Genomic DNA, 24,179 nt, shown 5'->3' on the forward strand with positions numbered 1-24,179 from the left:
TTTGGGCCGCCTTGTTGGTGAGCATTTTTGCACTCACCTGCGGGAGACGCGCCATCGGATGCTGGCATTGATTTTAGACGGGGAACTGGAGCGCAGCAGCCATTCGATACGAGTCGAGGCTCCGCGCGATCTGGCCGACGACCCCAGCGGCGATCGGCTCGATGCGCTTTTCTGCGCGATCCAGACGGCCTGGGCGTGGACGATGCGAAGCGAGCGATACGGCGCGCCGGAACATCTCGATCCGCTCGAGGGATGGATCGCCGATCCATCCCTCAGCGAGATCCAGGAACCCGCCGGTCCGGCTTCAGCCTGAACCCGGCGCCTCATCGGCTCGGCGTCTACTCGGCTGCGCCGCTCTCGGAAGCCAGGGTCGGGCCGGCTTCAGGCCGCCTGCGCCGGAATGTCCTGCGCAGAGCAACGTAGAAGACCGGCGTCAGGAAGAGGCCGAACAACGTCACGCCCAGCATGCCGGAGAACACGGCCGTGCCGAGCGATTGGCGCATTTCCGCGCCAGGCCCGCTGGCGATCACTAGCGGCACCACGCCCAGGATGAAGGCGAATGCCGTCATCAGGATCGGCCGCAGCCGCAGCCGGCAGGCCTCGACAGCCGCCTCGACGGCGTCAAGGCCGCGCTCCTCACCTTGGCGCGCGAACTCGACGATCAGGATCGCGTTCTTCGCCGCCAGGCCTACGAGCACGATCAGCCCGATCTGCACGAGGATGTTGTTGTCGAGACCGCGGAAGGCGACGCCCAAGAGGGCGGCCAGCACGCTGAGCGGGACGATAAGCACGATGGCGAAGGGCGTAATCCAGCTTTCGTATAGCGCGGCGAGCGCCAGAAAGACGAACAGAACCGACAGGCCGAAGATGAAGACCGCCGTGTTGCCGGTCTGCCGCTCCTGGAAGGCGAGTTCAGTCCATTCGAAGGAAGTGCCCTGCGGCAGCGATTCGGCTGCGATCCCCTCCATCAGGTCGAGCGCCGTGCCCGTGGCGACACCCGGCGCTGCATTGCCCTGAAGCGGCACGGAGACATACATGTTGTAGCGTTGCACGAGCGAGGGACCGGTGACGTCGCGGATCTCGACCAGTGTGCCGAGCGGCACCAGGTCGCCGGCCGCCGAGCGCACCTTCAGCTTCAATATGTCGTCGCGATCGATGCGGAAAGCCTGGTCGGCTTGCGCCCGCACCTGGTAGACGCGACCGAAGGCGTTGAAATCGTTGACATAGGCGGTGCCTAGATTGATCGACAGCGTCTCGAAGATGTTGGGGATCGGCACGTTCAGCATGCGCGCCTTGTCGCGGTCGATCGCCAGGAAGAATTGCGGGCTGGAGGCCGAGAAGGTGGTGAAGACGCCCATCAACCCGGGCGTCTGGTTGGCCTTGCCGGCGATTTCGTTGGCCAGCGCCAGAATCGGCCGCATGTCGGCGCTGTTGCGCTCCTGGAGCATCATCTTGAAGCCGCCGGAGTTGCCGATGCCCCGCACTGGCGGCGGCGGCAGCGCGATGATGAAGGCCTCCTGGATGCTTTGCAGGCTGCCAAACAGCGTGCCGATGATCTTGTCGGAAGTATCGCCGCTCTCGAGCCGTTCCTCGAAGCTCTTGAATGGCGCGAAGATCACGCCGGAATTGCTGGCGTTGGTGAATGTCGCGCCGTTGAATCCTGCGAAGGCGACGGCGTTGGCGACACCCGGCGTCTCGCGGATGATATCCGACGCCTTCTGGATGACTGCGTCCGTTCGGGCGAGCGAAGAGCCCTCCGGCAATTGCACGACGACGATCGCATAACCCTGGTCCATGTTCGGGATGAAGCCGCGCGGCACCGTCTGCAGCATGTGATAGGTCGCGTAGAGCAGGCCTGCGAAGACGAGCAGCATGGCCGCAAGCGCCAGAGTCGTGCCGACCAGTCTGTGCACCAGCCACGCATAGCCGTCCGCCATCCTGTCGAACCCGTTGTTGAACCCGTTCGCCAGAGCGCGGCCGAACCTTGCCAGGAAGAAGTTCGAATGTTCCTCGATGTGCGGCTTGAAAAGCACGCCAGCGAGAGCCGGCGAAAGCGTCAGCGAGTTGAATGCGGAGATCGCGGTGGAGACCGCGATGGTGATGGCGAACTGCAGGTAGAACTGGCCGGAAATCCCGGGAATGAAAGCCGCCGGAACGAAGACGGAGATCAGCACCAGCGAGATCGCGAGGACCGCGTTTCCCACTTCATCCATGGTCTTGTGCGCAGCGGCGCGCGGAGCGAGCCCCAGCCGGATGTTCCGCTCGATATTTTCCACAACCACGATGGCGTCGTCGACAACGATGCCGACCGCCAGCACCAGCCCGAACAGAGTGAGCATGTTGAGCGAGAAGCCGAAGGCGAGCAGCACGGCAAGCGTGCCGATCAGCGAGACCGGTATCGCCACGATCGGCACGATCACCATGCGCCACGACTGCAGGAACACGATGATGACGATCACCACCAGCAGGATCGCCTCGGCGATGGTGACATAGACCTCGTTGATAGATTCGGCGATGAACTCGGTCGGATTGTAGATGATCTCGTAGGCCAGCCCCTCCGGGAAATCCTCCGAAAGCTCCGCGATGGTCTCCTGGATTTCTTCCGCCGAGGCCAAGGCATTGGTGCCCGGCCGCTGGAAGATGCCGAGCGCCACCGCCGCCTTGTTGTTGAGATAGGAATTGGTGACGTAGTCCCTGGCGCCGAGCTCTATGCGCGCCACGTCCTGCAGGGAGATCAAGCGGCCGTCCTCGGTCGACTTGACTATGACGTAGCGGAAGTCGCGCGCGTCTTCGAAGCGCCCTTGCGTGGTGACCGTATACTGGAAGGCCGAGCCGTCGCCAATCGGCGGCGCGCCGATCGAGCCGCCCGACACCTGGACGTTCTGGTCGCGCAGCGCCTGGACTACGTCGCCTGCGGTCATGCCGTAGGCGGACAGCTTTTCCGGGTCGAGCCAGACGCGCAGCGAATATTCGCGCTCGCCGAAGATCTGCACGTCGCCGACGCCGTCCAGTCTCAGCAGGACGTCGCGCACGCGCGAACGCGCATAATTCGAGACGTAGAGCTGATCATATGTGTCGTCGGGCGACAGCATATGGATGACCATCATCAGGTCGGGCGAACTTTTCGCCGTGGTGATGCCGAGCCGGCGCACCTCTTCCGGCAGGCGCGCTTCGGCGATCGAGACGCGGTTCTGGACCAGCACCTGCGCCGCGTCGAGATCGGTGCCGGGGCGGAAGGTGATGGTGAGCGACATCGAGCCTTCGCCGGAGGAATAGGACGACATGTAGAGCATGTGCTCGACGCCGTTGATTTCCTGTTCGATCGGCGTCGCCACGGTCGCGGCGACCGTCTCGGCGTCGGCGCCCGGATAGGAGGCGCGCACCACGATGGTCGGTGGCGCGATTTCGGGATATTGCGCGACCGGAAGCTGCGTATAGGCGATGCCGCCGACGAGCACGAGCACGATCGACAGCACCGCCGCGAAGATCGGGCGGTTGACGAAGAAATGGGCGAAGTTCATTGCGTCTGCCCTTCGGCTTCAACCTTGGGCGGCAACGTGGTCATCTCGGACTTGACGGTGACGCCCGGCCGCACTCGCACCAGCCCGTTGATTACCACGGTCTCTTCGCCGGTGAGGCCCTCGCGGATAACGCGATAGCCGTCGATGCGCGGGCCGGTGCGGACCGGCTTGGCCGAGATCAGGCCTGCCTCGTCGACAACGAAGACGATGCGGCGGTTCTGGTCGGCGCCGATCGCCTCGTCAGGCAGAAGCACGCCCGGATGCGGCAGCGAGCCGGGCACGTTGATGCGGCCGAACATGCCCGGCTGCAGCACGCCGTCCTTGTTGTCGAAGCGCGCCCTGGCCCGCATCGTGCCGGTAGCTTCGTCCAGACGGTTCTCGGCGAAGTCGAGCTTGCCCTTGAACGTCGCTTCATCACGGTCGGCGACACGGACGACAACATCGACGCCGCCGGCGCCCTCCTGCATGACGCCGCCGCGCTCGCGGGCGTCGCGCGCATAAGCGAAGTAGGTCCGCTCATCGATGTCGAAATAGAAGTCGATCGGGTCGATCGAGACGATGGTGGTCAGCACGGTCTGGTCGGCCTGCACCAGATTGCCCGGCGAGATGAGCCGGCGGTCGACCCGGCCGGAAAACGGCGCCTTGATCTCGGTGAATTCGAGATCGAGACTTGCGTTTTCAAGTGCCGCCTCCGCGCCGTCCAGTTGCGCTTGGGCGGCGAGATATTCGCGGCGGCGGTCGTCCAGTGTCGAAACCGGTATGTTGCCTTCGCGCGACAGGGTCTCGGCGCGCTCGAACTGCATCTTGCTGAATTCGACCAGGGTCTTGGCCGAGTCGACCTGCGCCTGCGCCTGGTTCAGCGCCGCCTTGAACGGCCGCTGGTCGATGGTGAACAGGAGGTCGCCCTGCTTGACCAGCGTACCGTCCTGGAAATGGACCTGGTCGAGATAGCCGCCGACGCGGGAGCGCAGCGAAACCTGGTCGACGGCTTCGAAACGGCCGACGAACTCATCGTCCTCGACGATATCGCGCACCAGCGGCTTGGCTACCGTGACGACGGGCGCGGGACGCGCTTCCTGCGCCTGTGCAGCCGGGGCCGCGAGCAAGCCGATCGCCGCGAAGGCCGCGGCGGCGAGCCATTTTGCAGGGACGTTTCTGCTGGAGGGGGCGGCCAGAGAATCGTGGCGGAGGCGTGCAGTGTGAACCATGGTTACCCCTCGTAATCGGCCCTTCATGCGAAGTCCGTAACATCTAGGTAGCGGGTGTGCCGCACAAATCAATCTTTTGAACTGACCGCCACAACCGACAGCTTGCTATAGAACAAACATCGAACATCATCAACCTTGACAAGGAAGCGGCTAACCGGGGAGCGCGAACGCACATCTCGCGTTTATCCGCTGCGTAGGCATCGCCATGCGCTCGAGCTAAAGCGGATCTGACAAGCCATTGCGCATCCCGACGTGCGGCGGTTCTGTCGGGAGGAACAGGGCCGCTCTCGCATAGAGGTCCGACCTGCTTCTCATTCTGACGAGCGGCGAGGTCGCCTGGGTTCTCCGGTCCTAAATGGGGATCATCTATTCGTCGAGCGCGATGCTCGCACCACTATCGTCGATATCTTCAAATCCCGGTATGATGTCACCAGCCAGCAGCTTCTCCTTCGACAGCAGCCCGGCATCTTCAAGCGCCTCGAAATCCGGCAAATCCCGCAGCGTGTCGAGGCCGAACTCCAGCAGGAATTCTTTTGTCGTAACGTAGGTGTATGGCGCGCCTGGCGTCGGGCTGCGCGGGCCCGAAGCGATCAGCTTCGCCCCGCGCAGATGGCCGATCAGATCGCGAGAAATCTCCTTCCCGAAGAAGGACGACAGTTCGGCGCGCGTAATCGGCTGAAAGTAAGCGATGCACATCAGCACCAGCACGTCCGACTGCGTCAGGTCTACAGCAAGCCCGCTGTCGCCGACGGCCGTGCCAAATGCACTGCGGATCGCGTCGGCATAGGCTGGGCGGGTCAGGTGTTTCCAGCCGCCGGCGGCCGCAACCAGATCATAGGGACGGCCGCGCAACTCCTCGCGGATGTCGTCGATGAGGAGATCAATGCTGCAACTTTTGCCGACGACGCGGGCGAGCGTTTCGCGAGTGACAGGCTCGCTGGCAGCAAAAATTGTCGCCTCGACGCGGTGCATCCATTCGCGCCAGCGCGCGTCCGGCGGCAGATGATCCAGCTCACGATCAAACAGGCGGTCGCCTGATCGATGGTCATCTGACCGGCCTCGCCTCTTGCGCGCTGCTTCAGCCATTTCCTAAAGCCCGTAGATGCGGAATGTGGTGCGGCCGGACAGCTCGCGCACGGCGCCGAGTTCGACCAGGCGGTCGAACAGGCGGCGCAGGCCGCGATCGCTCATACCGGCGATCTTTTGCCATGCCACGATCGCATCATGACAAGAGTTGCTCCACCACGGTGTCCGCCGCCTTGGCCCTGAGTTTTGGCGCGACGGCAAGCAGCCGGTCCGCGCGGCGCCCGAGTTCGGCGGACAAATCGATCGCGCGCAGCGCCGCACGTGCCTGCGCCGCTAGCAGACTGTTCGCAAGGTCAGCTTCATCCTCGGTGCTCGCCGCCGCAATGGCAATTGTCGAGCGGCGGGAGCGGCCGGGACTTGATGAGCCCAAGGCCACCTCCGCGCCCAGCAACGGCATCGCATGTGCCCAGCCCAACCGCTGCGCCAGCAGCAGGTCGGCGAGCCAGCATCCGAAGGTGCGGCCGAAGCCATGTCGTTCGGCGGCCAGGAACGCGCCGGTCACCATGCCGACCATTCCGATGCTGGCGGAAAGCTGTCGAAGCTCGTCTGCCAGGTCGCTGACCACCTCGTCGTCGTGGGCGTGACCGAGATCTTCCAGCACCGCAGCGAAGTTTTTCTCCGTCAGAGGATCTTCGGCCGGCCGGGCTGCCAGCCGACGCCAAGCCAACAGCATCCGGCCGGCGGGCCCGACATTGCCGCCCGGTCGCGTGAGCAGCACGGCGTCGCGCAGCGCGCTTTCATCCTCGACGCGCCCCGCCTGCCGTGCCGTCACCCCGGCCGCAGCAAGCGCCAGCCGCTGCCGCCAGGCCCCGGCCCACCGCTCCTGCCGGCGGACCACCGCATCGAGCGCGCCGATGGTGGCGCCTGCGGCGAGCGCGACCTCTTCAACATCTTTTCCCGCAAGGCTTTGCGCATCCGGGGTGACCCGGCGCAGCCGGCACCGTTGCAATCGACGCGGTCGAAGGGGCACCGCCCAGCGTGGTGTAGTGGCGCGGAGAGGGTTTGGGGCGCAGAATCATCGAAATTACGATGAATCATGGCGGCGCTTTTAGCAATTGAGGGCGTCGCGTTGAAAGTACGCCAAACAACGCTATGCCCTCATCATCTATTGGAATACCGTCCACCTCGGCCACGCCGTCGCAGAACGACGGAACGAAGAACACGATGTGCCGCCCGAGCTTCTGGCGCACATATCGCCGCTGGGCTGGGCGCACATTTTACTGACTGGCGAGTATCTGTGGCCGAAGGAGCAGAACGCTTAGGGTGTCATTTCGCCCCCACCGGAACCGACCCCTATCACCCACAAGCGGCGTGATGCGTGTCCCCAGCACAAACGCCTCATTGCGCTCGCCCCTTGTACTCGAAGCGGGTGAGCTTGGTCGCCATTCGGATATCTCGCGAAGCGCTGCTTGCGGCCGAGCAGCCATTGAATTCACGCCGCTGCATAATTCATATTGACTATTTAGTCGTTTTGACCATACTGTACAAATATCAGTATCGGTGGGCCTTTGCCAGACAGGAGGAAAGGCTAGTGACAAGCGTATCTCAAGCTCCATGGTCGCACGTGCTCCGTATCCGGTGCCACGGGTTCGCAACTGCGTTGAAGATCACCCTCGGACGGTATGCATTCAAATCGGAGGTGTTGGAGTGTGTCGGCGCCGACCTCGGCAAGGCAGGGAGGTCCAGGGCATGACATCAGGCGCTGCAGCTCTGTGCCTCGGGCATGGCGGCTCGGACGGGTTTACAGTTCGTCAATTTACAAGGCGAAGGCCGGCGGCAGATGAAATCGAAGTCGCCGTGACCGCCGCTTCGGTCAACCCGATCGATGTGCGCCGCTCCGAGGGCTACGGCAGGAGGCTGCTATCGCTGATCGGAGCCGGCAGGTTTCCGCTAGTGCTCGGCAACGATCTTGCGGGTACGGTTACTGCGGTGGGCTCCCGTGTGGCGACTTTCAAGATCGGCGATCGAGTCTATGGAGCAAAGCCTGCTTCAACCGCGGGGACTCACGCCAGCCATGTGCTGGTCAAGGCTATCCACGTGCTGGCGGTTCCTGAAGGCCTTGACCTTCACCCGCTCGCGGCAATCCCCTACAGCTTCACGACAATGTGGCTCGCTGTACGCGAAGCGGGTCTTAACCGGGAGAACGCCGCCGGAACGAACGTGCTGGTCCACGGTGCCGCCGGCGGACTGGGGACGTTGGCAACGCAGATGCTCTCCGTATGGGGCGCGAGAGTTACGGCGATTGCCGGGGAGTCAAACAGCAAGGCGTGTCTCGAGGCGGGTGCCACCGAAGTGGTCGAGCGAACAGACAAGCAGTTCGTCTCCCTGTCGCGCTCTTTCGACGCAACTCTCAACTTCGCCACCTGGGAAGACGATCTCGCGTTGCTTGGCTGTCTGCGCGTCGGTGCGCTCGGTCACGCAACCACCGTGCACCCAATGTTAGGGAATTTCGACCGGCTTGGCTGGCTGCGCGGTATGCTAAAGACAATCTCGCAAAAGAAGCATCACCGACGCGCGCTGCCGAAGGGCGCCAGCAATTACGCATGGGTCCTCTTCAAGCCGGACAAGGCAGCACTGGATGATTTGCGCCAGGTCGTCGAACACAACCATGTCAGCCTGCCGATCGGGCTGTGCAAGCCGCTCGCCGCAGCAGGCGTGGCCTTCGACCACGTCAGGAAAAGACAGCCGGGGCGCGTGCTGCTGCTGCCCTGACACCACAGTCGAGACGTTGCGACGAGCGCGAAGGGGCGCACCTCAGGCTTTCATAAGGTGCGTTGTCCATCAAAACATGCGTCAGGCCGACATGCTTTTCCAACGCTTGTCAGCGCTGACTGAGGCCGAGAGCTCGAAGCGTCGCGTCGAGCGCCTGGCTGGTCGTTTCGGGCCGGGGACCTCGCGCAACAATTCCGCGCGTCACCTCCAGCCATATTCCAATTGCGATGTCGGCTGCCAACTCTACGTCGCGCACGCTCACCCGGCCCTGGGCAATCGCTTCCTCGATGTCCGCCTTGAGATTCGCGCGGACTCCCATGCCGAACTCAATGGGTGATTGCGAACTCTGAATGACAAGGCGGGCCCAGTCCGTATCCGCGCTCGCTCTCTCCAGGAATTTCATGAACGCGAAAGAGAGGCGCTCAATCGGGTCCCGCCGCTCGAGCCTGGCAGGCGACAGCAGCTCATCAAAGCTCTGACTGAGCCCGGCCCCAACCGCTGCCGCCAGATCTCCGATGCTCTTGAAGTGGTAGTAGAAGGTCCCCTTGGCAACGCCCGCAGCCTCAACGACAGCATCCACCGTGATCGCCTCGTGCGTACGCCCTCCAAGGAGCGTCGCCCCTGCCTCCACGATCTGCGCACGCGTTCGCGCCCGCTTCTCACGCCCGATCTCCGCCCTGCGCGCCAAATCGACTTTTGCCATTCGTCATGCCTTTTTTGCATTGCACCATTATGCAACTCTCATATTGACGATATAGTCGTTTTGACATACTAGTGCAAATTGAAATTGAAACCGGTCCCCATGCGGACGGCGAAGGGCCGCGAGGTCACGCTCGGTGAGAAGGAAAGCATTCGATGAACTTTCAGCCCCAGAAGGATTTCCGAACGGCGGAACGGCGTCTGCCCTTCGAATGCATTGCGCTGGTGTTGCAAGGAGGCGGTGCGCTCGGAGCCTACCAGGCCGGCGTCTACGAAGCCCTTGCGGAAGCTGACATTCATCCAGATTGGGTTGCCGGAGTCTCCATTGGCGCCATCAACTCTGCGATCATCGCTGGAAACGAGCCGGCCGAACGGGTTGAGAAACTGCGGACCTTCTGGCGGGAGATCACTGCCAATCCACTTCTCGACTGGACTGCCGCCGCAGACGCTCTCGCTCCGAAGGGCAATCTGCCGCGTGCGCTCTTCAATCAATTCAGTGCAGCCTGCGCGCTCGTCGCCGGGGCCCCAGGCTTCTTCAGCCTGCGACAGCCCGTTCCCTGGTTGTACCCGAATGGCTCAATTGAAAGCACGAGCTTCTACGACACCAACCGCCTCAAGAGCACTCTGGAGCGGCTTGTGGACTTCGACCGGATCAACGCGGGCGGGATGCGTTTCAGTGTCGGCGCCGTGAACGTGCGGACAGGAAATCTCGTCTACTTCGACAATGAGACGCATACGATCCGGCCCGAGCATGTGATGGCCAGCGGCTCGCTTCCGCCCGGTTTCCCTGCGGTCGAGATCGAGGGCGAGTTCTACTGGGACGGCGGCCTCGTTTCCAACACGCCGTTGCAGTGGGTCGTCGAGCACGGGACGCGGCAGGACACGATTGCCTTCCAGGTCGACCTCTGGAGCGAGCGCGGCGAGCTTCCCCGAAATCTGGCCGACGTCGCGGCACGGCAAAAGGAAATCCAGTATTCGAGCCGAACGCGCGCCCATACCGATCAGTTCAAGCAGTACCAGCGCGCCCGACACACGCTCGCGAACCTTCTGGCAAAACTGCCCGCGGACCTTTTGGGTAGCGAGGAGGCGAGAACGCTGAGCTCAATTGCGGACCACAAGGTCTACAAGCTGGTCCATCTGATCTACGGCTCGAAGCAGTATGAAACCCACTCGAAGGACTACGAATTCTCGCGGCTGTCCATGGAAGAGCATTGGCGGGCTGGTTACTTCGACGCTTTGCGCACTTTGCGCCATCCAAAGGCGCTCCGTCGGCCGGACAATCAGGACGGGGTTAGCACCTATGACCTTGCTGCCGACGGGCAGGAATAGAGGTCAGTCACCGCAAAAAGACTGACGTCCCCGTCGCGGGGCCACCCTGGTCCTTCTGAACGCAAAGCGAACCGCTTGATCCAGCCCAAAGGAATTTCAGACATGCAGCAAGACACCGTCCGGGCGAGCGCTTTCGCCATGCCCCTGACCAGCCCGGCCTATCCGGCCGGTCCGTATCGCTTCCGAAATCGGGAGTATCTGATCATCACCTATCGCACCGATCCGCAGAAACTGCGCGACCTCGTGCCGGAGCCGCTTCAGGTGCGCGAAGCTCTCGTGAAATTCGAGTTCATTCGCATGCCGGACTCGACCGGCTTCGGCGACTACACGGAAAGCGGGCAAGTCATCCCGGTCACGTTCCGCGGACGCAAGGGCAGCTACACCCATTGCATGTTTCTCAACGACCATCCGCCGATTGCCGGCGGGCGCGAGCTGTGGGGCTTTCCCAAGAAGCTCGCAAGTCCGACTCTTCGGACCGAAACCGACACTCTGGTGGGCACGCTCGACTACGGCCCGGTCCGCGTCGCGACTGGTACCATGGGCTACAAGCACCGAGCCGCGGACCTCGCGAGCGTAAAGGCCTCGCTCGCCGAACCGAACTTCCTCCTCAAAATCATTCCGCATGTCGACGGCACGCCGCGCATCTGCGAGCTCGTGGAATATCACTTGGAGGAAGTCGAGCTCAGAGGTGCGTGGACTGGTCCGGCAGCCCTGAACCTTTGGTCCCACGCCCTGGCCCCAGTCGCCGAGCTGCCGGTGCTGGAAGTCGTTTCGGCGGTTCACATCGTCGCCGATCTCACGCTCGCGCTCGGGAAGGTCGTCCACGACTACCTCGCGGAAGTCGAGCCTCACTATCGGAAAGGAAGAACCCATGCATTCGCAGAATGAAATTTCATCTTACAAGCACGCTAGCGGGGGTGGCCGGGTTCTCGACAAGGTGGCGATGATCACCGGAGCCGCGAGCGGCATCGGCAAAGAGATTGCGCTCATATTCGCTCGCGAGGGGGCAAGAGTGGTCATTGCGGATCTTGATCACAGCGCGGCGCAAAAGGCCGCGTCCGAGATCGATCCGATGGGCAAACGTGCGGTCGGGGTTGGCATGGATGTCAGCAACGAGGAGCAGGTGGAAAGCGGAATGGCGCAGGCGATCGAAACCTTCGGGCGCCTCGACATCCTGGTCAGCAACGCCGGCGTCCAGATCGTGGCGCCGCTTGTCGAGTTCGAGTTCGAGAAATGGAAGAAGTTGCTTTCCATCCATTTGGACGGAGCCTTCCTGACCACCCGTGCCGCCTTGCGGCAGATGTACAGGCAGAAGGGCGGCAGCATCATCTACATGGGATCCGTGCACTCCAAGGAGGCGTCACCGCTCAAGGCGCCCTACGTCACCGCCAAACATGGCCTCGTTGGCCTTGCGAAGGTCGTGGCCAAGGAAGGTGCCGCGCACGGCGTGCGCGCCAACGTGATCTGCCCCGGCTTCGTGCGCACGCCGCTGGTCGACAAACAGATCCCGGAGCAGGCACGCGAGCTTGGGATCTCCGAGGCGGACGTGATCAAGACCATGATGCTGAAAGAGACGGTCGACGGCGAGTTCACGACCGTCCAGGACGTTGCGGAAGCAGCGCTGTTCCTGGCAGCCTTCCCATCGAACGCGCTGACTGGCCAGTCGATGGTGGTCAGCCATGGATGGTTCATGCAGTAGCGGGTTCGGAGACGCGCGTCTTATCGCGCGCGATCTCCCTCCTTCTGTAGGATCAATCTTAGCTACTGGTCATCCCTTTTTTGCATTGCACGATTGCACAATTCTCATATTGACCATATAGTCGATTTGACGTATAAGTTCAAAATGAGATCGAGCCTCGGCCGCTAGGCCGGAGTTCCTTCATCAATCATCAGTTCCCTGCAACCTCGATCCTTTCGAGCGGAGGCTTTCATGCGCCTATCGTACGGCAAATTCCTTTGTGTCTGTCTCGCCGGCCTTTGTCTTGCCGGCTGTTCCGAAGAGGAGAAGGCAGCATTAGCAGCACCGCGGCAGGCGCGGGCAGTGGTGGTGACGCCTCACAAGCTCGCCACGGTGGCGGAGGGCGCCGGTCGCGTCCAGTCGCGTTATGTCAGCGAGGTCGGCTTCGAGGTCGGCGGCCGAGTCATCTCGCGCGATGTCGACATAGGCGCCATCGTCAAGAAAGGTCAGAAGCTCGCTGAGCTCAGTGCCGTCGATTACCGCAACAAGGTGACCGCCGCAGAGGCGGATCTCACGGCGGCCAAGGCCGCACTCGTACAGGCCGTGGCCCAGGAGGAACGCTTCCGCATTCTGCTCGGCAAGGGCTTTGCCACACGTTCGCAGTACGATGAGGCGCTGAAGTCGTTGCAGAGCGCACAAGCTGCCGTCAAGGCGGCCGAAGCCAATCTCCGGATCGTTGAAAACCAGCTCGGCTACACGCAGCTGCTTGCGCCCGACGACGGAATCGTGACGGCGGCTGGCGCGGACCCTGGTCAGGTCGTGGCCGCGGGCCAGATGGTCGTCGAGATCTCCCGCAATGACGCGCGCGAGGCGGTCTTCGCTGTTGCCGGCGAAGACATCGCCGGGGCAGAGCTCGGCATGGCGGTGAACGTTTCGATCCAGGGCCGGCCGGACATTGCGGTCACCGGCACAATTCGCGAGATTTCCCCCGAGGCCGACAGCACGACCGGCACCTATCAGGTGAAGGTGGCGCTGGCTTCGCCGCCGCCAGAGATGCGGCTGGGCGCAGTCGTCGTAGGTCGCGTCGAAAGCGAAGAGGGCCAGGAGGTCACCACGCTACCCCCGACCGCGCTGCTGCAGTCCGGAGACGAGCCGCAGGTCTGGGTGATTGGCGGTGACGGCAAGGTGCAGCGCCGGAACGTCCAGCTGCTTCAATTCGATACAGACTCCATCGTCGTCAGCCACGGGCTGTCGGCAGGAGAGAAGGTCGTGACCGCCGGCGTTAATTCGCTGGCAGACGGTGAGTTGGTGAACGCTGAGACGGAGGTCGAGTGATGACACGCTTCAATCTTTCGGAATGGGCCGTCCACAACCGGGCCATCGTAGTATTCCTCATGCTCGTCTGCGTCATCGGCGGCATCAGCGCTTACGAGAGGCTCGGCCGGCAGGAGGATCCGGATTTCACCGTGCAAACCATGGTGGTCCAGGCGGTTTGGCCCGGGGCCACCGCGGCCGATATGCTCACACAGGTGACCGACAGGCTCGAGAAGAAGCTCGAGGAGACTCCCCAGCTCGATTACATCAAGAGCTACACCAAACCCGGCCAGGCGACCATTTTCGTTTACCTCAAGGAGTCGACGCCCAAGCGCGAGCTCGACGACATCTGGTACCAGGTCCGCAAGAAGGTCAGTGACGTCCAGGCGACGCTTCCCCCTGGCGTGGTCGGCCCCTTCTTCAACGACGAGTTTGGCGACGTTTTCGGCATCATCTACGGGATCACCTTCGACGGCTTCACGCCTCGCGAGGCGCGCGACTTCGCCGAGACGGCGCGGACCGAGTTCCTGCGTTCGTCCGATGTCGGCAAGGTCGAGATTTTTGGCGACCAGGACGAAAAGGTCTATCTCAGCTTCTCACCCCAGAAGCTCGCCAATCTTAAGCTCAGCCTCGACGAAGTGCTGACGGCGATCGCGCGGCAGAACGCGGTTGTGCCCTCCGGCGTCATCAATACGCCGCACGAGAACATGCTTGTCGACGTTACCGGCTCCCTCCTGAAGCCCGAGAGCGTTGCCGGCCTCAATCTCTGGATCGATGGGCGCTTCTACAAACTCACCGACATCGCCAAGGTTCAGCGCGGCTACAGTGACCCGCCCACGAAGATGTTCCGCGTCAACGGCAAGCCGGCCATCGGTATCGGCGTGAACATGCGCGAGGGCGGCAACAACCTGGACTTTGGCGAAGGCCTGCACGAGGCGGCCGGGCGCCTGATGCAGCGCTTCCCCGTCGGCATTGAGCTCAACCTGGTTTCGGACCAGCCCGAGGTCGTGCGCGAAGCTATCGGTGAATTCACCAAGGCGCTGTTCGAGGCGATCGTCATCGTGCTCGCTGTCAGCTTCCTCAGCCTCGGCTTCAGGGCCGGGCTCGTGGTCGCCTTGTCGATCCCGCTGGTGCTCGCCATCGTCTTTATCGCCATGGAAGCGATGGGCATCAGCCTGCAGCGCATCTCGCTCGGCGCGCTCATCATCGCGCTCGGCCTACTGGTGGATGATGCGATGATCACCATCGAAATGATGATCTCGAAGATCGAGGAAGGCATGGAAAAAGTTAAGGCGGCTACATTCGCCTATACTTCTACCGCCTTCCCCATGTTATCGGGAACTCTGATCACGATCCTCGGCTTCCTGCCAATAGGCTTCGCCGACAACAACACCGGACAGTATACGTTTTCGCTGTTTGCCGTCATTGCGGTTGCGCTCGTGGCCTCCTGGTTCGTGGCCGTGATCTTCGCGCCGGTAATCGGGCTGTCCCTGCTGCCTTCTCACATGAAGGCGCATGGCACTCATGGGCCGGGCCGCTTCATGCGCGCTTTCATTGGCTTGCTCGGCTTCAGCATGCGGCACCGCTGGCTCACCATCGCCGCCTCGCTTGCCGCCTTCGGAGCCTCCCTCTTCGGCATGGGTTTCGTGCAGCAGCAGTTCTTCCCGGCGTCGAACCGGCCCGAGCTTGTGGTAACGATGACGCTGCCGAAGAATGCCTCGATCGCGGCGACCGAAACGGAGACGAAGCGGCTGGAAGAGACGCTTGCCAGCGACCCCGACATCGCCGGCTTCTCTTCCTATGTGGGCGGCGGCGCCATCCGCTTCTACCTGCCGCTCGACGTCCAGCTCGACAACGACTTCATGGCGGAGACCGTGGTCGTCGCGAAGGACCTCGAGGCGCGGGACCGCGTTCAGGCGAAGCTCGAGACGCTGTTTGCCGACAGCTTCCCGAACGTGAGGGCCCGCATCTCGCGCCTGGAGCTCGGGCCGCCGGTCGGCTGGCCGGTGCAATACCGGGTGAGCGCGCCGACGACCGACGACGCAAGGGACCACGCGGAGGAACTCGCAAAGGTCCTGCGGTCATCCGGCCTCGTGCGCAACGTCAACTACGACTGGGCCGAGAAGAGCAAGGAGCTGCGCATCGTCGTCGATCAGGATCGCGTGCGTCAGGCCGGCCTAAGCTCAGAACAGCTCGCCCAGGCGCTCGACCGCGTGCTCACCGGCTCGACAGTCACTCAGCTGCGCGACTCGATCTATCTGGTCGATGTCGTGGCCCGGGCCGAAAACAGCGAGCGCTCAAGCGTTGAGGCCTTACGCAATCTTCAGATCCCCACTCCGACAGGCGCCTCGGTGCCCCTGCGCGAACTTGCCGAGTTCCAGTATGATCTCGACGAGGGCTATGTCTGGCGTCGCGGCCGCCTGCCCACCATCACAGTCCAGGCGGAACCGTTGCCGGGGCTGCAGCCCGCCTCCGTTCACGAGCGACTCGCAGGCGCGATCGAAGAGTACACCAAGTCACTGCCGGCCGGCACGCTGCTAGAAACCGGCGGCACGGTCGAGAAGAGCGGCCAAAGCAACGCCGCTCTGCTGGCCCAGTTTCCGCTGATGATCACGTTGATGCTGACCGTACTCATCGTTCAGCTCGGCAGCTTCCGCCAGATGGCGATGGTGATCAGCGTAGCGCCGCTCGGTCTCATCGGGGTCGCAATCGCGCTGCTGACCACGAGTACGCCCATGGGCTTCATCGCCATCCTCGGGATCATCGCACTTGCAGGGATGATCATCCGCAACTCGGTGATCCTCGTCGATCAAATCGAGCATGAGCGGGCGCGTGGCATCGATTCCTGGAAGGCGGTGATCGACGCGACCACGCACAGGTTCCGGCCGATCATGCTGACCGCGGCTGCAGCCATCCTTGGCATGATCCCGATCATGCACGACGTGTTCTGGGGGCCGATGGCCTACGCCATTGTCGGCGGGCTCGCCGTCGCGACTGTACTGACGCTCGTCTTCCTCCCGGCCCTTTATGTCGCGGTCAACGGCATTCGGGAAAAGCATGAACCGGCAGCAGCGCCTGACGTTCCGGCAATGCCCATTCTCGCCCCCCAGCATTGAGGAAGGGGCTTGCCATGCCGGAAACCTCCTCTCTTGTCGACCGCTTTCTGAGATCGGATGCCGGCATGTATGCCGGACCGGGTGAGATTACACGCGAGTATGCCGACAAGATGCTCCTCGCCGCGCTTCAGGAAGCACAAACTGTGGCGCGTTCCTATGACAACAAGGCGCAAATCGTTGGCGTAGGCTACATCCTCGCCCTCAACCTCGTGCTGCGCTTCGGCGATCTTTTGCCGACGCATGCGCCGATCGGGCCGCTGTTCTATGCGGTCGTTTGGGGGATCGTCATCATGCCGATCCTTCAGTTCGGCCAGGTGCTCTATCCGAGCCGGACACGCGCGGAGAGGGAATTCAATGGCAAGACTACTCATGGTTCCAAGGCCCCACCGGTGTACTATGTCGACCCCAGCTACTTTGCCGATGTCCGTGACCTGATGCACCAGGCCTTGAGGTCGGACTGGACCTCTGTTCTGGCCACCGAGTTGCTGAAAACGTCACGCGTCAGGATCTTAAAGCAGGCACGCTTCCAACGCGGCCTGATGATGACGGTCGTGTCTTTCATCGTGCTGGGAGGCGAGCAGTTTCTTCGAAGTTTCGCCGTCGTTCAATGAGAAAGTGTAGCGGGACGAAGTCCCATCGATGGTGAAGGCCACCCGAGTTTTGTCGGCGGAAAGCCCCCGCTCCTCCATCCAATCAGACAGTTGGGCATGATCACTCCGCGCCCGAGAAACAGAATTAACCACATTCGAAGAAGGCGAAGGGCGGTTGGGTTTGTCACCGATCCGTCTCGCGTAACATGTTACTGTTGGAATTGGGGGCATCCGCAGCACGTCCAGGCGCCAAAGGCAAGGAAGAGACAGGATGCCGACCTTAAGCAATGGCAGTGAACTCATCGTATGGAACGAACCCGAGAATCCCAATCCGACCCCTGACTCGGTCCTTTTCAGCATTACGGAAACAGACGGCGACGTAATCGGACCGATAGGCGCAAAGCCGGATTTCCCTTTCGGTGGGATCGAACTAGCTTCGGTCGATGTCTTCGACGGCTTCTTCACCATCACCAGCTTCACCCACGAGGGCAGGACCGAAACCTGGACGACAGTGGAAACGCAGGTCTTCGACAACGAAGGCAATTTTCTCCGCACCGTGTCCGACCAGGCGGCCTTCCAGTCGGTCCGGATCGTCTCGATCAGCGCCGACAGCCCCGACGACCTCACGGTGACATGGATCGGGGCGAACGAATATTTCGGCGGCGAAAACACCCAATACGGTCAGCACCAGATCATCTTGAAAGGGGGCGTGCTTCAGTCCGACACCTTCGTTAACCACGCGCCCACCGTTGCCGACCTGGACTTGTCGATTTCGCAGGCGCAATCTCTCGACGACGTCAAGTTCAGCGCGACAGATGCCGACTACGATCTCTTGAACTTTATCGTCTTGGACGGGCCGGACAGCGGCACCCTGGAGCAGGAGACGAGTTTCGACGGTAACTACTACCCGTTTCACCAGGGTCATTATGGCACTACCCTGCACTATCATGCGGATTTTCTGAGCGGAAACCTGTTCGACTACACACCGGAGGCCGGCTTCATCGGCACCGACAGCTTTACGGTTTACGCTACGGACGGCCAGGGCAACAGCAATGTGGCGACGATTACGATCACCGTCACTCCGCCGGCCGAATCCATTACCCTGACCGACGCCAAAAACATCGCGAGCTACGCAAGCCATGATCATGCCGTGCTCGTCGCCGCGCTGGGCGGGGGCGACCGCATCAGCGGCACCCCGTTCAACGATACGCTCGACGGCGGTGCCGGCCACGACCAGCTGTTCGGCGGCGCGGGCGCGGACGACATCATTGGAGGCGCGGGCACCGATTGGCTGAAGGGCGGCGCTGGCGATGACGAGATCAGCGGTGGTGAGGGCGCAGACGGCGTCCGGGGTGACACTGGCGACGACGTCCTCGACGGCGGCGCCGGCTCCGACGACATGCGAGGTGGTGCTGGCGACGACATCCTCAATGGCGGCGCCGGCCGCGACCGGCTGGCCGGCGAGGGGGGCAGGGATGTCTTCGTGTTCGACGCACTTGGGCCGGCGAACTACGACAGCATAGAAGACTTCAATGCGCTCGACGATGTGTTCTGGCTGGACAGCTCCGCATTCGTCGGGCTGTCGGCCGGCTCGCTTTCCGCTGCAGTTTTCGTCGTCGGCAAGCACGCCATCGATGACAACGACCACATCATTTACGACGAGCAGACCGGCGATCTGCTGTTCGATGTGGACGGGGCAGGAGGAGCGGCGACTGTCAAGTTTGCCGCCCTGGACCCGAGCACATTCCTCACAGTGGACGACTTCTTCGTGTTATAGGCGCGCATGGCGCAGCTACATAGACCGGGCGTGATCGCGCCCATGCGCAGGATTTCCCTCCCCATTGCGCAGGAAGGGGCGTCAGGGCTCATCCGAGCGTTCATGACCCGACTGGCTGGTGTCGCAACGGTGAGGCATGATTTCGACGAACCGCGCCGATCTTTTCATCCGCATTGAGAAACCATGAGCGGAATGCTTACCGGATCGGCGTCTCGCCGCGAAACAGCGGCTGGTGCGCCCGCATCAAGGCGGTAATCCGATCGGCGACTTTTTTTGAGGGACGAACGGACGTAATTGAAGACAGCTTCTAAGACGATGCAGGCTCGATGTGCTCGTATGAATGGGTCGCGAGTTCACTTTCGCCAATACACAGCGATGGAGCCCCTATCGGCCCCGATGCCGCAGATGTCGTGGCATAGCCCCTGAGTCCTGACCTCAGTCGTGGATCCGTTGTGGTGCGGGCCAAGATTTCGGCACAGCCTTGCGACGCTGGGCAGACATAGACTATGCCGGTCTCAACATCTAGCGGGTGCGCGCGTTGGCTTCCGACGCGTAGCGCGCCATGTCCGCGATGTCATCTTTCGTAGGCTCTTGGCCAGTGAAACTACGAAGATAGGCTGCAACCAGCGAGAGCCTGCTGCTCATCGATTCATGAAGATCGAGCGAATAGTAGCCGATCTGCATGAAGTAGAGGATGCGCGCGCGCACAAAGGCATCCTCATCTGAATATCCGTGCCGCAAATACATATCGCGGATCGCGGCGACGCGCTCGTCGTCGGCTTGATCGATGATCCGCCGAACGGACCCTGAATGATGCGCCCAGGCCCTTATCGCGAAGTCCAGCCGCGGATCGAAAAGCCGTTCGTCGATCCAGCATTCAAAGATGCTCATAACCCCGCGAACGACGGTCGCTGACGGGCGAGCCGCATGCTCAAGGATGAAACGAGTGTTGGTGTCGCGCCAATGTTCTAGCAACTGATCAAGCAGATCCTGGCGGCTCTTGAAATACCAGTAGAAGCTCGAGCGTGAGACACCCAGCTTCTGCCCGAGAGTCAAGACCCGGACATTCTCCACCCCATCGGAGATCAAGGTGTCGAGCGCCAGATTCAACCAGTCCTCGCGGGTGGATTTTGCGTTGCTGTTCGCAGGCGGCTTCGGATTGATCGGTTTCGTCATCGGCTAGCAATGTCACGCCACTGCCGTCAAATCAAGTTTGTGGACATTAATGTCCATGAACTATGGACAATGCTGTACAGAGACGGTAGCATCCATGATATTCAAGCTTAGGTGGATGCTGCCCTCGGCTGATCGATCGAACGGCATCGGAGGAAAGGGCATGTTGGTCGAAACAACGGGGAGCGAGGTGCGGCAGCGAGGTGGCCGAAGGCCCCGCGGCGACCGCGTTCAGACCTCGCGGCGCCCGAACTACCGCAGCCTGCGCAATTCTCTCACCCCTCAGCAGGTTTTCTCGGCCGATCAGATAGAAAACATCCACGACACGTCGTTGCGAGTGCTCGAAGAACTCGGCATCAAGGTGCTTCTGGCCGAGGCGCGCCAGATCTTTCGATCGAACGGATGCCTGGTCGACGACGACAGCATGATGGTTCGCATCGGGCGAGATGTGGTCGCTGGAGCGCTAGCGACCGCCCCGCGGTCGATTCCGGCATACGGTGGTGCCCGAGAGCGTGATCTCGTTTTCGAAACCGGCGCGCTTGCCTTCGTTGCGGGTTGTGGCTGTCCCAACGTAACAGATCTCGATCGCGGGCGTCGGGCAGGAACGCTTGCGGACTTCGAGGAGATTGTCCGGCTGGTGCAGACATTCGATGTGCTGCACATGCACGGACCCCATCTCGAACCGCAGGATGTCGACCTGCGTTTCCGCCATTACGCGACTGCGCGGGCGCAACTCACGCTGTCGGACAAAATTCCTTTCGTCTTCGCGCGCGGAACACCACAGGTTGAGGATAGTTTCGAGATGATGCGCCTTGCGCGCGGCTTCTCCGAGGACGAATTCCGCAACGGTGTCCACTGTTACACTATCATAAACACCAACTCGCCTCGCCAACTCGACATCCCGATGGCGCAGGGCATCATCGATTTCGCGAGAGCCGGTCAGGTGACTGTCATCACGCCGTTCTGCCTTGCCGGCGCGATGGCGCCGATCACGGTCGCGGGCGCGCTCACGCTCCAGCATGCCGAGGCGCTCGCCGGTATTGTCCTCGCCCAGACGAGCCGGACTGGGGCGCCAGTCGTTTATGGAAGCTTTTCGTCGAACGTGGACATGAAATCGGGCGCACCCGCCTTCGGGACGCCCGAGCACGCGAAGGCGACGCTCGGCGCAGGGCAACTTGCAAGATATCTCGGCCTCCCCTGGAGGGCGGGCGGCGGTAGCGCGGCGAACATCTCCGATGTGCAGGCCGCTAATGAATCGCAGTTCGCCCTCTGGGGAGCCGTGCTTGCCGGCGCGACCGTGCTCGTCCACGCGGCCGGGTGGCTCGAAGGCGGTCTAAGCCTCTCCTATGAAAAGCTGATCACCGACGTCGAAGTCCTTCAGATGATGGCCGAACTTTTCACCGAGACGCCGGGAGATGCCGCCGCGATCGCCTTCGAGGCGATCGAGGAGGTGCAGCCGGGCGGCCATTTCTTTGCGGCTCAGCACACGATGGCGCGTTACCGAACCGCCTTCTACGAGCCGCTGGTAGCCGATTGGTCGAACTTCGGCAATTGGACGGAAGTCGGGAGCAAGGACGCGACCCAACGAGCGAACGGTATCTGGAAGAACGTTCTTGAAGAATTCCAGCCGCCCATTCAGGCCGCGGAAACAGCTCCTATGCTCGACGAGTTCATCGAACGGCGCAAGGCCGAGGGAGGCGCCGTGCCGGTCTCGTAATCAATCAACCAAAAGTAGAACAGGGAACATAACAAGGCAAAAGCCAAGGAGGCAGACATGACATTTTTCAATCGCAACGGAAAGCCTGTATCCATCATTGTCGCCAAAATGGCGGTAGAGGCTACTGCGGGGCAAATTGACCGCCGCGAGTTTCTGGCAATATCGAGCGCAATGGGTGCGTCGGCCGCAACTGCCTACGCCATGTTGGGCATCGCCGCGCCAACGTCTGCGATGGCTCAGACACCGAAGAGGGGCGGCGTGTTAAAGGTCGCCATGTTGGTGAAGCCGATGAAAGACCCCCGCACATTCGACTGGGTCGAAGGCTCGAATGCCGCCCGGCAGTTTCTTGAACCGCTGGTGAAATATGAGCGCGATTTCACCTTCAAGCCGATGCTTCTCGAGAGCTGGGACGTCAACGACGACGCCACAGAGTACGTCTTGCATGTGCGGAAGGGCGTCAAGTGGAACAATGGTGACGACTTCAACGCCGACGATGTCGTTTTCAACCTGAACCGATGGTGCGATCGTTCGGTCGAGGGCAATTCGATGGCAGGACGCATGGCGGCCCTCGTCGATCCTACGACTGGCAAGGCACGCGACGGTGCCATCGTTAGGGTCGATGACCATACGGTCAAACTCGTACTCCTATCGTCCGATATCACGATCATTCCGGGCTTCGTCGACTACCCAGCGCTAATCGTCCACCGCGGATACGAAAAGATGGGCGGTGATTTGATCAAGAACCCCATCGGCACCGGCCCATTCGAACTGGTCTCCTACAAAGTGGGTGACCGAGTCGTGGTTAAACGCCGTGAGAATGGAACTTGGTGGGGAGGCGAGGCCTATCTCGACGGCGTCGAATTCATAGACTACGGGAACGATCCTTCTGCCATGGCGAATGCCTTTGAATCAGGTGAGGTGCACACAAACTACGAAACCAATGCCGACTTTGTGCCGATCCTTGATAAGATGGGGTTGGTGAAATCGGAAGTGGTTACGTCAGCGACCATCGTCGCACGGACCAACGTCACCAACGCCCCCTTTAAGGATCAGCGCGTTCGCAAGGCGCTTCAGCTTGCAGTCGAAAACGCGGCGGTGCTGAAACTCGCTTATGACGGTATGGGTTCGCTTGCCGAAAACCACCATGTCTGTCCAATCCACCCGGAGTATGCAGAACTGCCAAAGATCGCAAGAGACCTCGAAAAGGCGAAGGCGCTGATGGCCGAAGCGGGTCAAGCCGATCATGAGTTTGAACTGATCACCGTTGACGAGGAATGGCAGAAGAATGCGGGCGACGTCGTCGCCGCCCAGCAGCGCGAAGCCGGCTTCAAAGTGAAGCGGACGGTGATCCCAGGCAGTTCGTTCTGGAACGACTGGACGAAATATCCCTATTCGATGACCATCTGGAATATGCGTCCCCTCGGCGTTCAGGTCTTGGCGCTCGCCTATAGGAGCGGCGAGGCCTGGAACGAGACAGGCTTCGCTGATCCGGAGTTCGACGCGAAGCTCAACGCGGCGATGAAGGTCGCCGACGTTGCCAAACGCAAGATCCTTATGGCGGACGTTGAGAAACTGCTGCAGGATTCCGGCATCATCACGCAGCCCTTCTGGCGTAAGTTCTACAATCACTCGGTTGCGGCAGTGAAGAACCACGGCATGCACCAGACTAACGAAATCAACCTCGAAGCGGTATGGCTTGACGAATAGTCGATTCCTCCACTACCTCGCGTGAAATTGGCCGCTCCGCTGTGGGCGGCCTTTTTTCTTGGCCGGCGTCAGGCCCTGCTCGACATCATCGGCGTGATGACCTGAAACCATGTCCACATATTCGTCGCCAGCGCGGTCGACGTTGACCCGGATTGTGTCCGCATACCGATAGCGAAAGACAACGGTGGTGATGATGGCGAAGAGCAAGGGCGCGCTCAGGCTTGAAAGGTCGAGCGCCGTCGCCCGCCGCATGAGCGCCGGTGTCGCCGATCCGGAAATCTCGAACACCTGAAGGCCGGCTCCGAAACCGGCGACCATAACGCCTGCTTCGCGCCTAACTAGACACCACCATAGATCGGAAATCGCGCGTCGGGAGTGAAATTCAGCAAAGGCGTGACCCGCCGCACATCCTCAGGCGAGAAGAGTTCGGCGTCGGTCCTGTTGCTCGGCCTCGCTGGTCGCGATGATGATCATTTTTCGCTTCAAGTCCATGATATTTGGAGTTAAGTTGCCGTCGCCCGCCTGTCGACCCGCCGGCCAGAATCACATCAT

Annotated in this window: 17 protein-coding genes and 2 pseudogenes; 12 read left to right on the top strand and 7 right to left on the bottom strand. The window is 61.6% G+C overall.

Annotated features, from left to right (window positions below):
* Position 1: 1 nt before the first annotated feature.
* Positions 2 to 313 (top strand): hypothetical protein, encoded by a 312-nt coding sequence (locus IHQ72_RS13450; RefSeq protein WP_258124097.1) that lies wholly within the window; start codon positions 2 to 4, stop codon positions 311 to 313.
* Positions 314 to 338: 25 nt separating this feature from the next.
* Here IHQ72_RS13450 and IHQ72_RS13455 read toward each other — a convergent pair whose 3' ends face one another.
* The 4 genes and pseudogenes from IHQ72_RS13455 to IHQ72_RS13470 all read right to left on the bottom strand — a co-directional run bounded on the left by IHQ72_RS13455 (position 339) and on the right by IHQ72_RS13470 (position 6,834).
* Positions 339 to 3,521 (bottom strand): efflux RND transporter permease subunit, encoded by a 3,183-nt coding sequence (locus IHQ72_RS13455; protein WP_258122870.1) that lies wholly within the window; start codon positions 3,519 to 3,521, stop codon positions 339 to 341.
* Positions 3,518 to 4,729, bottom strand: coding sequence for an efflux RND transporter periplasmic adaptor subunit (locus IHQ72_RS13460; RefSeq protein ID WP_258122871.1), 1,212 nt, complete (start codon positions 4,727 to 4,729; stop codon positions 3,518 to 3,520). The genes IHQ72_RS13455 and IHQ72_RS13460 overlap by 4 nt, the downstream gene beginning before the upstream one ends.
* 366 nt (positions 4,730 to 5,095) lie before the next feature.
* Complete coding sequence (gene scpB, locus IHQ72_RS13465; RefSeq protein ID WP_258122872.1) at positions 5,096 to 5,815, bottom strand: SMC-Scp complex subunit ScpB; 720 nt, start codon at positions 5,813 to 5,815, stop codon at positions 5,096 to 5,098.
* Positions 5,816 to 5,818: 3 nt separating this feature from the next.
* Positions 5,819 to 6,834 (bottom strand): annotated as a pseudogene (locus IHQ72_RS13470) (DUF1403 family protein).
* 75 nt (positions 6,835 to 6,909) lie between these two features.
* Here IHQ72_RS13470 and IHQ72_RS13475 point away from each other — a divergent pair.
* A pseudogene (locus tag IHQ72_RS13475) lies at positions 6,910 to 7,077 on the top strand (Tn3 family transposase); the annotation flags it as partial.
* Between the two features lie 535 nt (positions 7,078 to 7,612).
* Positions 7,613 to 8,527, top strand: coding sequence for an alcohol dehydrogenase catalytic domain-containing protein (locus IHQ72_RS13480; protein ID WP_258122873.1), 915 nt, complete (start codon positions 7,613 to 7,615; stop codon positions 8,525 to 8,527).
* 109 nt (positions 8,528 to 8,636) lie between these two features.
* On the opposite strand, the gene IHQ72_RS13485 is transcribed toward IHQ72_RS13480, so the two are convergent.
* Positions 8,637 to 9,230, bottom strand: coding sequence for a TetR/AcrR family transcriptional regulator (locus IHQ72_RS13485; protein ID WP_258122874.1), 594 nt, complete (start codon positions 9,228 to 9,230; stop codon positions 8,637 to 8,639).
* A gap of 152 nt (positions 9,231 to 9,382) precedes the next feature.
* On the opposite strand from IHQ72_RS13485, the gene IHQ72_RS13490 reads away from it, so the two are divergent.
* The 7 genes from IHQ72_RS13490 (at position 9,383) to IHQ72_RS13520 (ending at position 19,030) form a co-directional block, all read left to right on the top strand.
* On the top strand, positions 9,383 to 10,555 hold the full coding sequence (locus IHQ72_RS13490; protein WP_258122875.1) for a patatin-like phospholipase family protein: 1,173 nt from the start codon (positions 9,383 to 9,385) through the stop codon (positions 10,553 to 10,555).
* Positions 10,556 to 10,657: 102 nt separating this feature from the next.
* Positions 10,658 to 11,443: an acetoacetate decarboxylase gene (locus IHQ72_RS13495; RefSeq protein WP_258122876.1), complete on the top strand. Its 786-nt coding sequence runs from the start codon at positions 10,658 to 10,660 to the stop codon at positions 11,441 to 11,443.
* Positions 11,444 to 11,498: 55 nt separating this feature from the next.
* Positions 11,499 to 12,254: a 3-hydroxybutyrate dehydrogenase gene (locus tag IHQ72_RS13500; protein WP_309508971.1), complete on the top strand. Its 756-nt coding sequence runs from the start codon at positions 11,499 to 11,501 to the stop codon at positions 12,252 to 12,254.
* Positions 12,255 to 12,485: 231 nt separating this feature from the next.
* Positions 12,486 to 13,568: an efflux RND transporter periplasmic adaptor subunit gene (locus IHQ72_RS13505; RefSeq protein WP_258122878.1), complete on the top strand. Its 1,083-nt coding sequence runs from the start codon at positions 12,486 to 12,488 to the stop codon at positions 13,566 to 13,568.
* Entirely contained in the window at positions 13,568 to 16,663 is a 3,096-nt protein-coding gene (locus IHQ72_RS13510) for an efflux RND transporter permease subunit (protein WP_309508855.1), read from the top strand. Before IHQ72_RS13505 ends, IHQ72_RS13510 begins: the two co-directional genes overlap by 1 nt.
* A 14-nt stretch (positions 16,664 to 16,677) precedes the next feature.
* Positions 16,678 to 17,274 (top strand): Pycsar system effector family protein, encoded by a 597-nt coding sequence (locus IHQ72_RS13515; RefSeq protein WP_258122880.1) that lies wholly within the window; start codon positions 16,678 to 16,680, stop codon positions 17,272 to 17,274.
* A 250-nt stretch (positions 17,275 to 17,524) separates the two neighbouring features.
* Positions 17,525 to 19,030: a calcium-binding protein gene (locus tag IHQ72_RS13520; RefSeq protein ID WP_258122881.1), complete on the top strand. Its 1,506-nt coding sequence runs from the start codon at positions 17,525 to 17,527 to the stop codon at positions 19,028 to 19,030.
* Positions 19,031 to 19,552: 522 nt separating this feature from the next.
* Here IHQ72_RS13520 and IHQ72_RS13525 read toward each other — a convergent pair.
* On the bottom strand, positions 19,553 to 20,206 hold the full coding sequence (locus IHQ72_RS13525; protein ID WP_258122882.1) for a TetR/AcrR family transcriptional regulator: 654 nt from the start codon (positions 20,204 to 20,206) through the stop codon (positions 19,553 to 19,555).
* 160 nt (positions 20,207 to 20,366) lie between these two features.
* Between IHQ72_RS13525 and IHQ72_RS13530 the strand changes: the two genes are divergently transcribed.
* Both IHQ72_RS13530 and IHQ72_RS13535 read left to right on the top strand, forming a co-directional pair.
* Positions 20,367 to 21,920: a trimethylamine methyltransferase family protein gene (locus IHQ72_RS13530; protein ID WP_258122883.1), complete on the top strand. Its 1,554-nt coding sequence runs from the start codon at positions 20,367 to 20,369 to the stop codon at positions 21,918 to 21,920.
* 57 nt (positions 21,921 to 21,977) lie between these two features.
* Positions 21,978 to 23,627: an ABC transporter substrate-binding protein gene (locus tag IHQ72_RS13535; protein WP_258122884.1), complete on the top strand. Its 1,650-nt coding sequence runs from the start codon at positions 21,978 to 21,980 to the stop codon at positions 23,625 to 23,627.
* A gap of 12 nt (positions 23,628 to 23,639) precedes the next feature.
* On the opposite strand, the gene IHQ72_RS13540 is transcribed toward IHQ72_RS13535, so the two are convergent.
* On the bottom strand, positions 23,640 to 23,945 hold the full coding sequence (locus tag IHQ72_RS13540) for a hypothetical protein (protein ID WP_258122885.1): 306 nt from the start codon (positions 23,943 to 23,945) through the stop codon (positions 23,640 to 23,642).
* Between the last annotated feature and the right edge of the window lie 234 nt (positions 23,946 to 24,179).

The organism is Mesorhizobium onobrychidis (genome assembly GCF_024707545.1).
GTDB lineage: Bacteria > Pseudomonadota > Alphaproteobacteria > Rhizobiales > Rhizobiaceae > Mesorhizobium > Mesorhizobium onobrychidis.

Bases quoted from the DNA above. Each gene is read 5' to 3' on its own strand.
- IHQ72_RS13455 (WP_258122870.1), bottom strand. From the start codon at position 3,521: ATGAACTTCGCCCATTTCTTCGTCAACCGCCCGATCTTCGCGGCGGTG.
- IHQ72_RS13460 (WP_258122871.1), bottom strand. From the start codon at position 4,729: ATGGTTCACACTGCACGCCTCCGCCACGATTCTCTGGCCGCCCCCTCC.
- scpB (WP_258122872.1), bottom strand. From the start codon at position 5,815: ATGGCTGAAGCAGCGCGCAAGAGGCGAGGCCGGTCAGATGACCATCGA.
- IHQ72_RS13485 (WP_258122874.1), bottom strand. From the start codon at position 9,230: ATGGCAAAAGTCGATTTGGCGCGCAGGGCGGAGATCGGGCGTGAGAAG.
- IHQ72_RS13490 (WP_258122875.1), top strand. From the start codon at position 9,383: ATGAACTTTCAGCCCCAGAAGGATTTCCGAACGGCGGAACGGCGTCTG.
- IHQ72_RS13495 (WP_258122876.1), top strand. From the start codon at position 10,658: ATGCAGCAAGACACCGTCCGGGCGAGCGCTTTCGCCATGCCCCTGACC.
- IHQ72_RS13500 (WP_309508971.1), top strand. From the start codon at position 11,499: ATGATCACCGGAGCCGCGAGCGGCATCGGCAAAGAGATTGCGCTCATA.
- IHQ72_RS13505 (WP_258122878.1), top strand. From the start codon at position 12,486: ATGCGCCTATCGTACGGCAAATTCCTTTGTGTCTGTCTCGCCGGCCTT.
- IHQ72_RS13510 (WP_309508855.1), top strand. From the start codon at position 13,568: ATGACACGCTTCAATCTTTCGGAATGGGCCGTCCACAACCGGGCCATC.
- IHQ72_RS13515 (WP_258122880.1), top strand. From the start codon at position 16,678: ATGCCGGAAACCTCCTCTCTTGTCGACCGCTTTCTGAGATCGGATGCC.
- IHQ72_RS13520 (WP_258122881.1), top strand. From the start codon at position 17,525: ATGCCGACCTTAAGCAATGGCAGTGAACTCATCGTATGGAACGAACCC.
- IHQ72_RS13525 (WP_258122882.1), bottom strand. From the start codon at position 20,206: ATGACGAAACCGATCAATCCGAAGCCGCCTGCGAACAGCAACGCAAAA.
- IHQ72_RS13530 (WP_258122883.1), top strand. From the start codon at position 20,367: ATGTTGGTCGAAACAACGGGGAGCGAGGTGCGGCAGCGAGGTGGCCGA.
- IHQ72_RS13535 (WP_258122884.1), top strand. From the start codon at position 21,978: ATGACATTTTTCAATCGCAACGGAAAGCCTGTATCCATCATTGTCGCC.
- IHQ72_RS13540 (WP_258122885.1), bottom strand. From the start codon at position 23,945: ATGGTCGCCGGTTTCGGAGCCGGCCTTCAGGTGTTCGAGATTTCCGGA.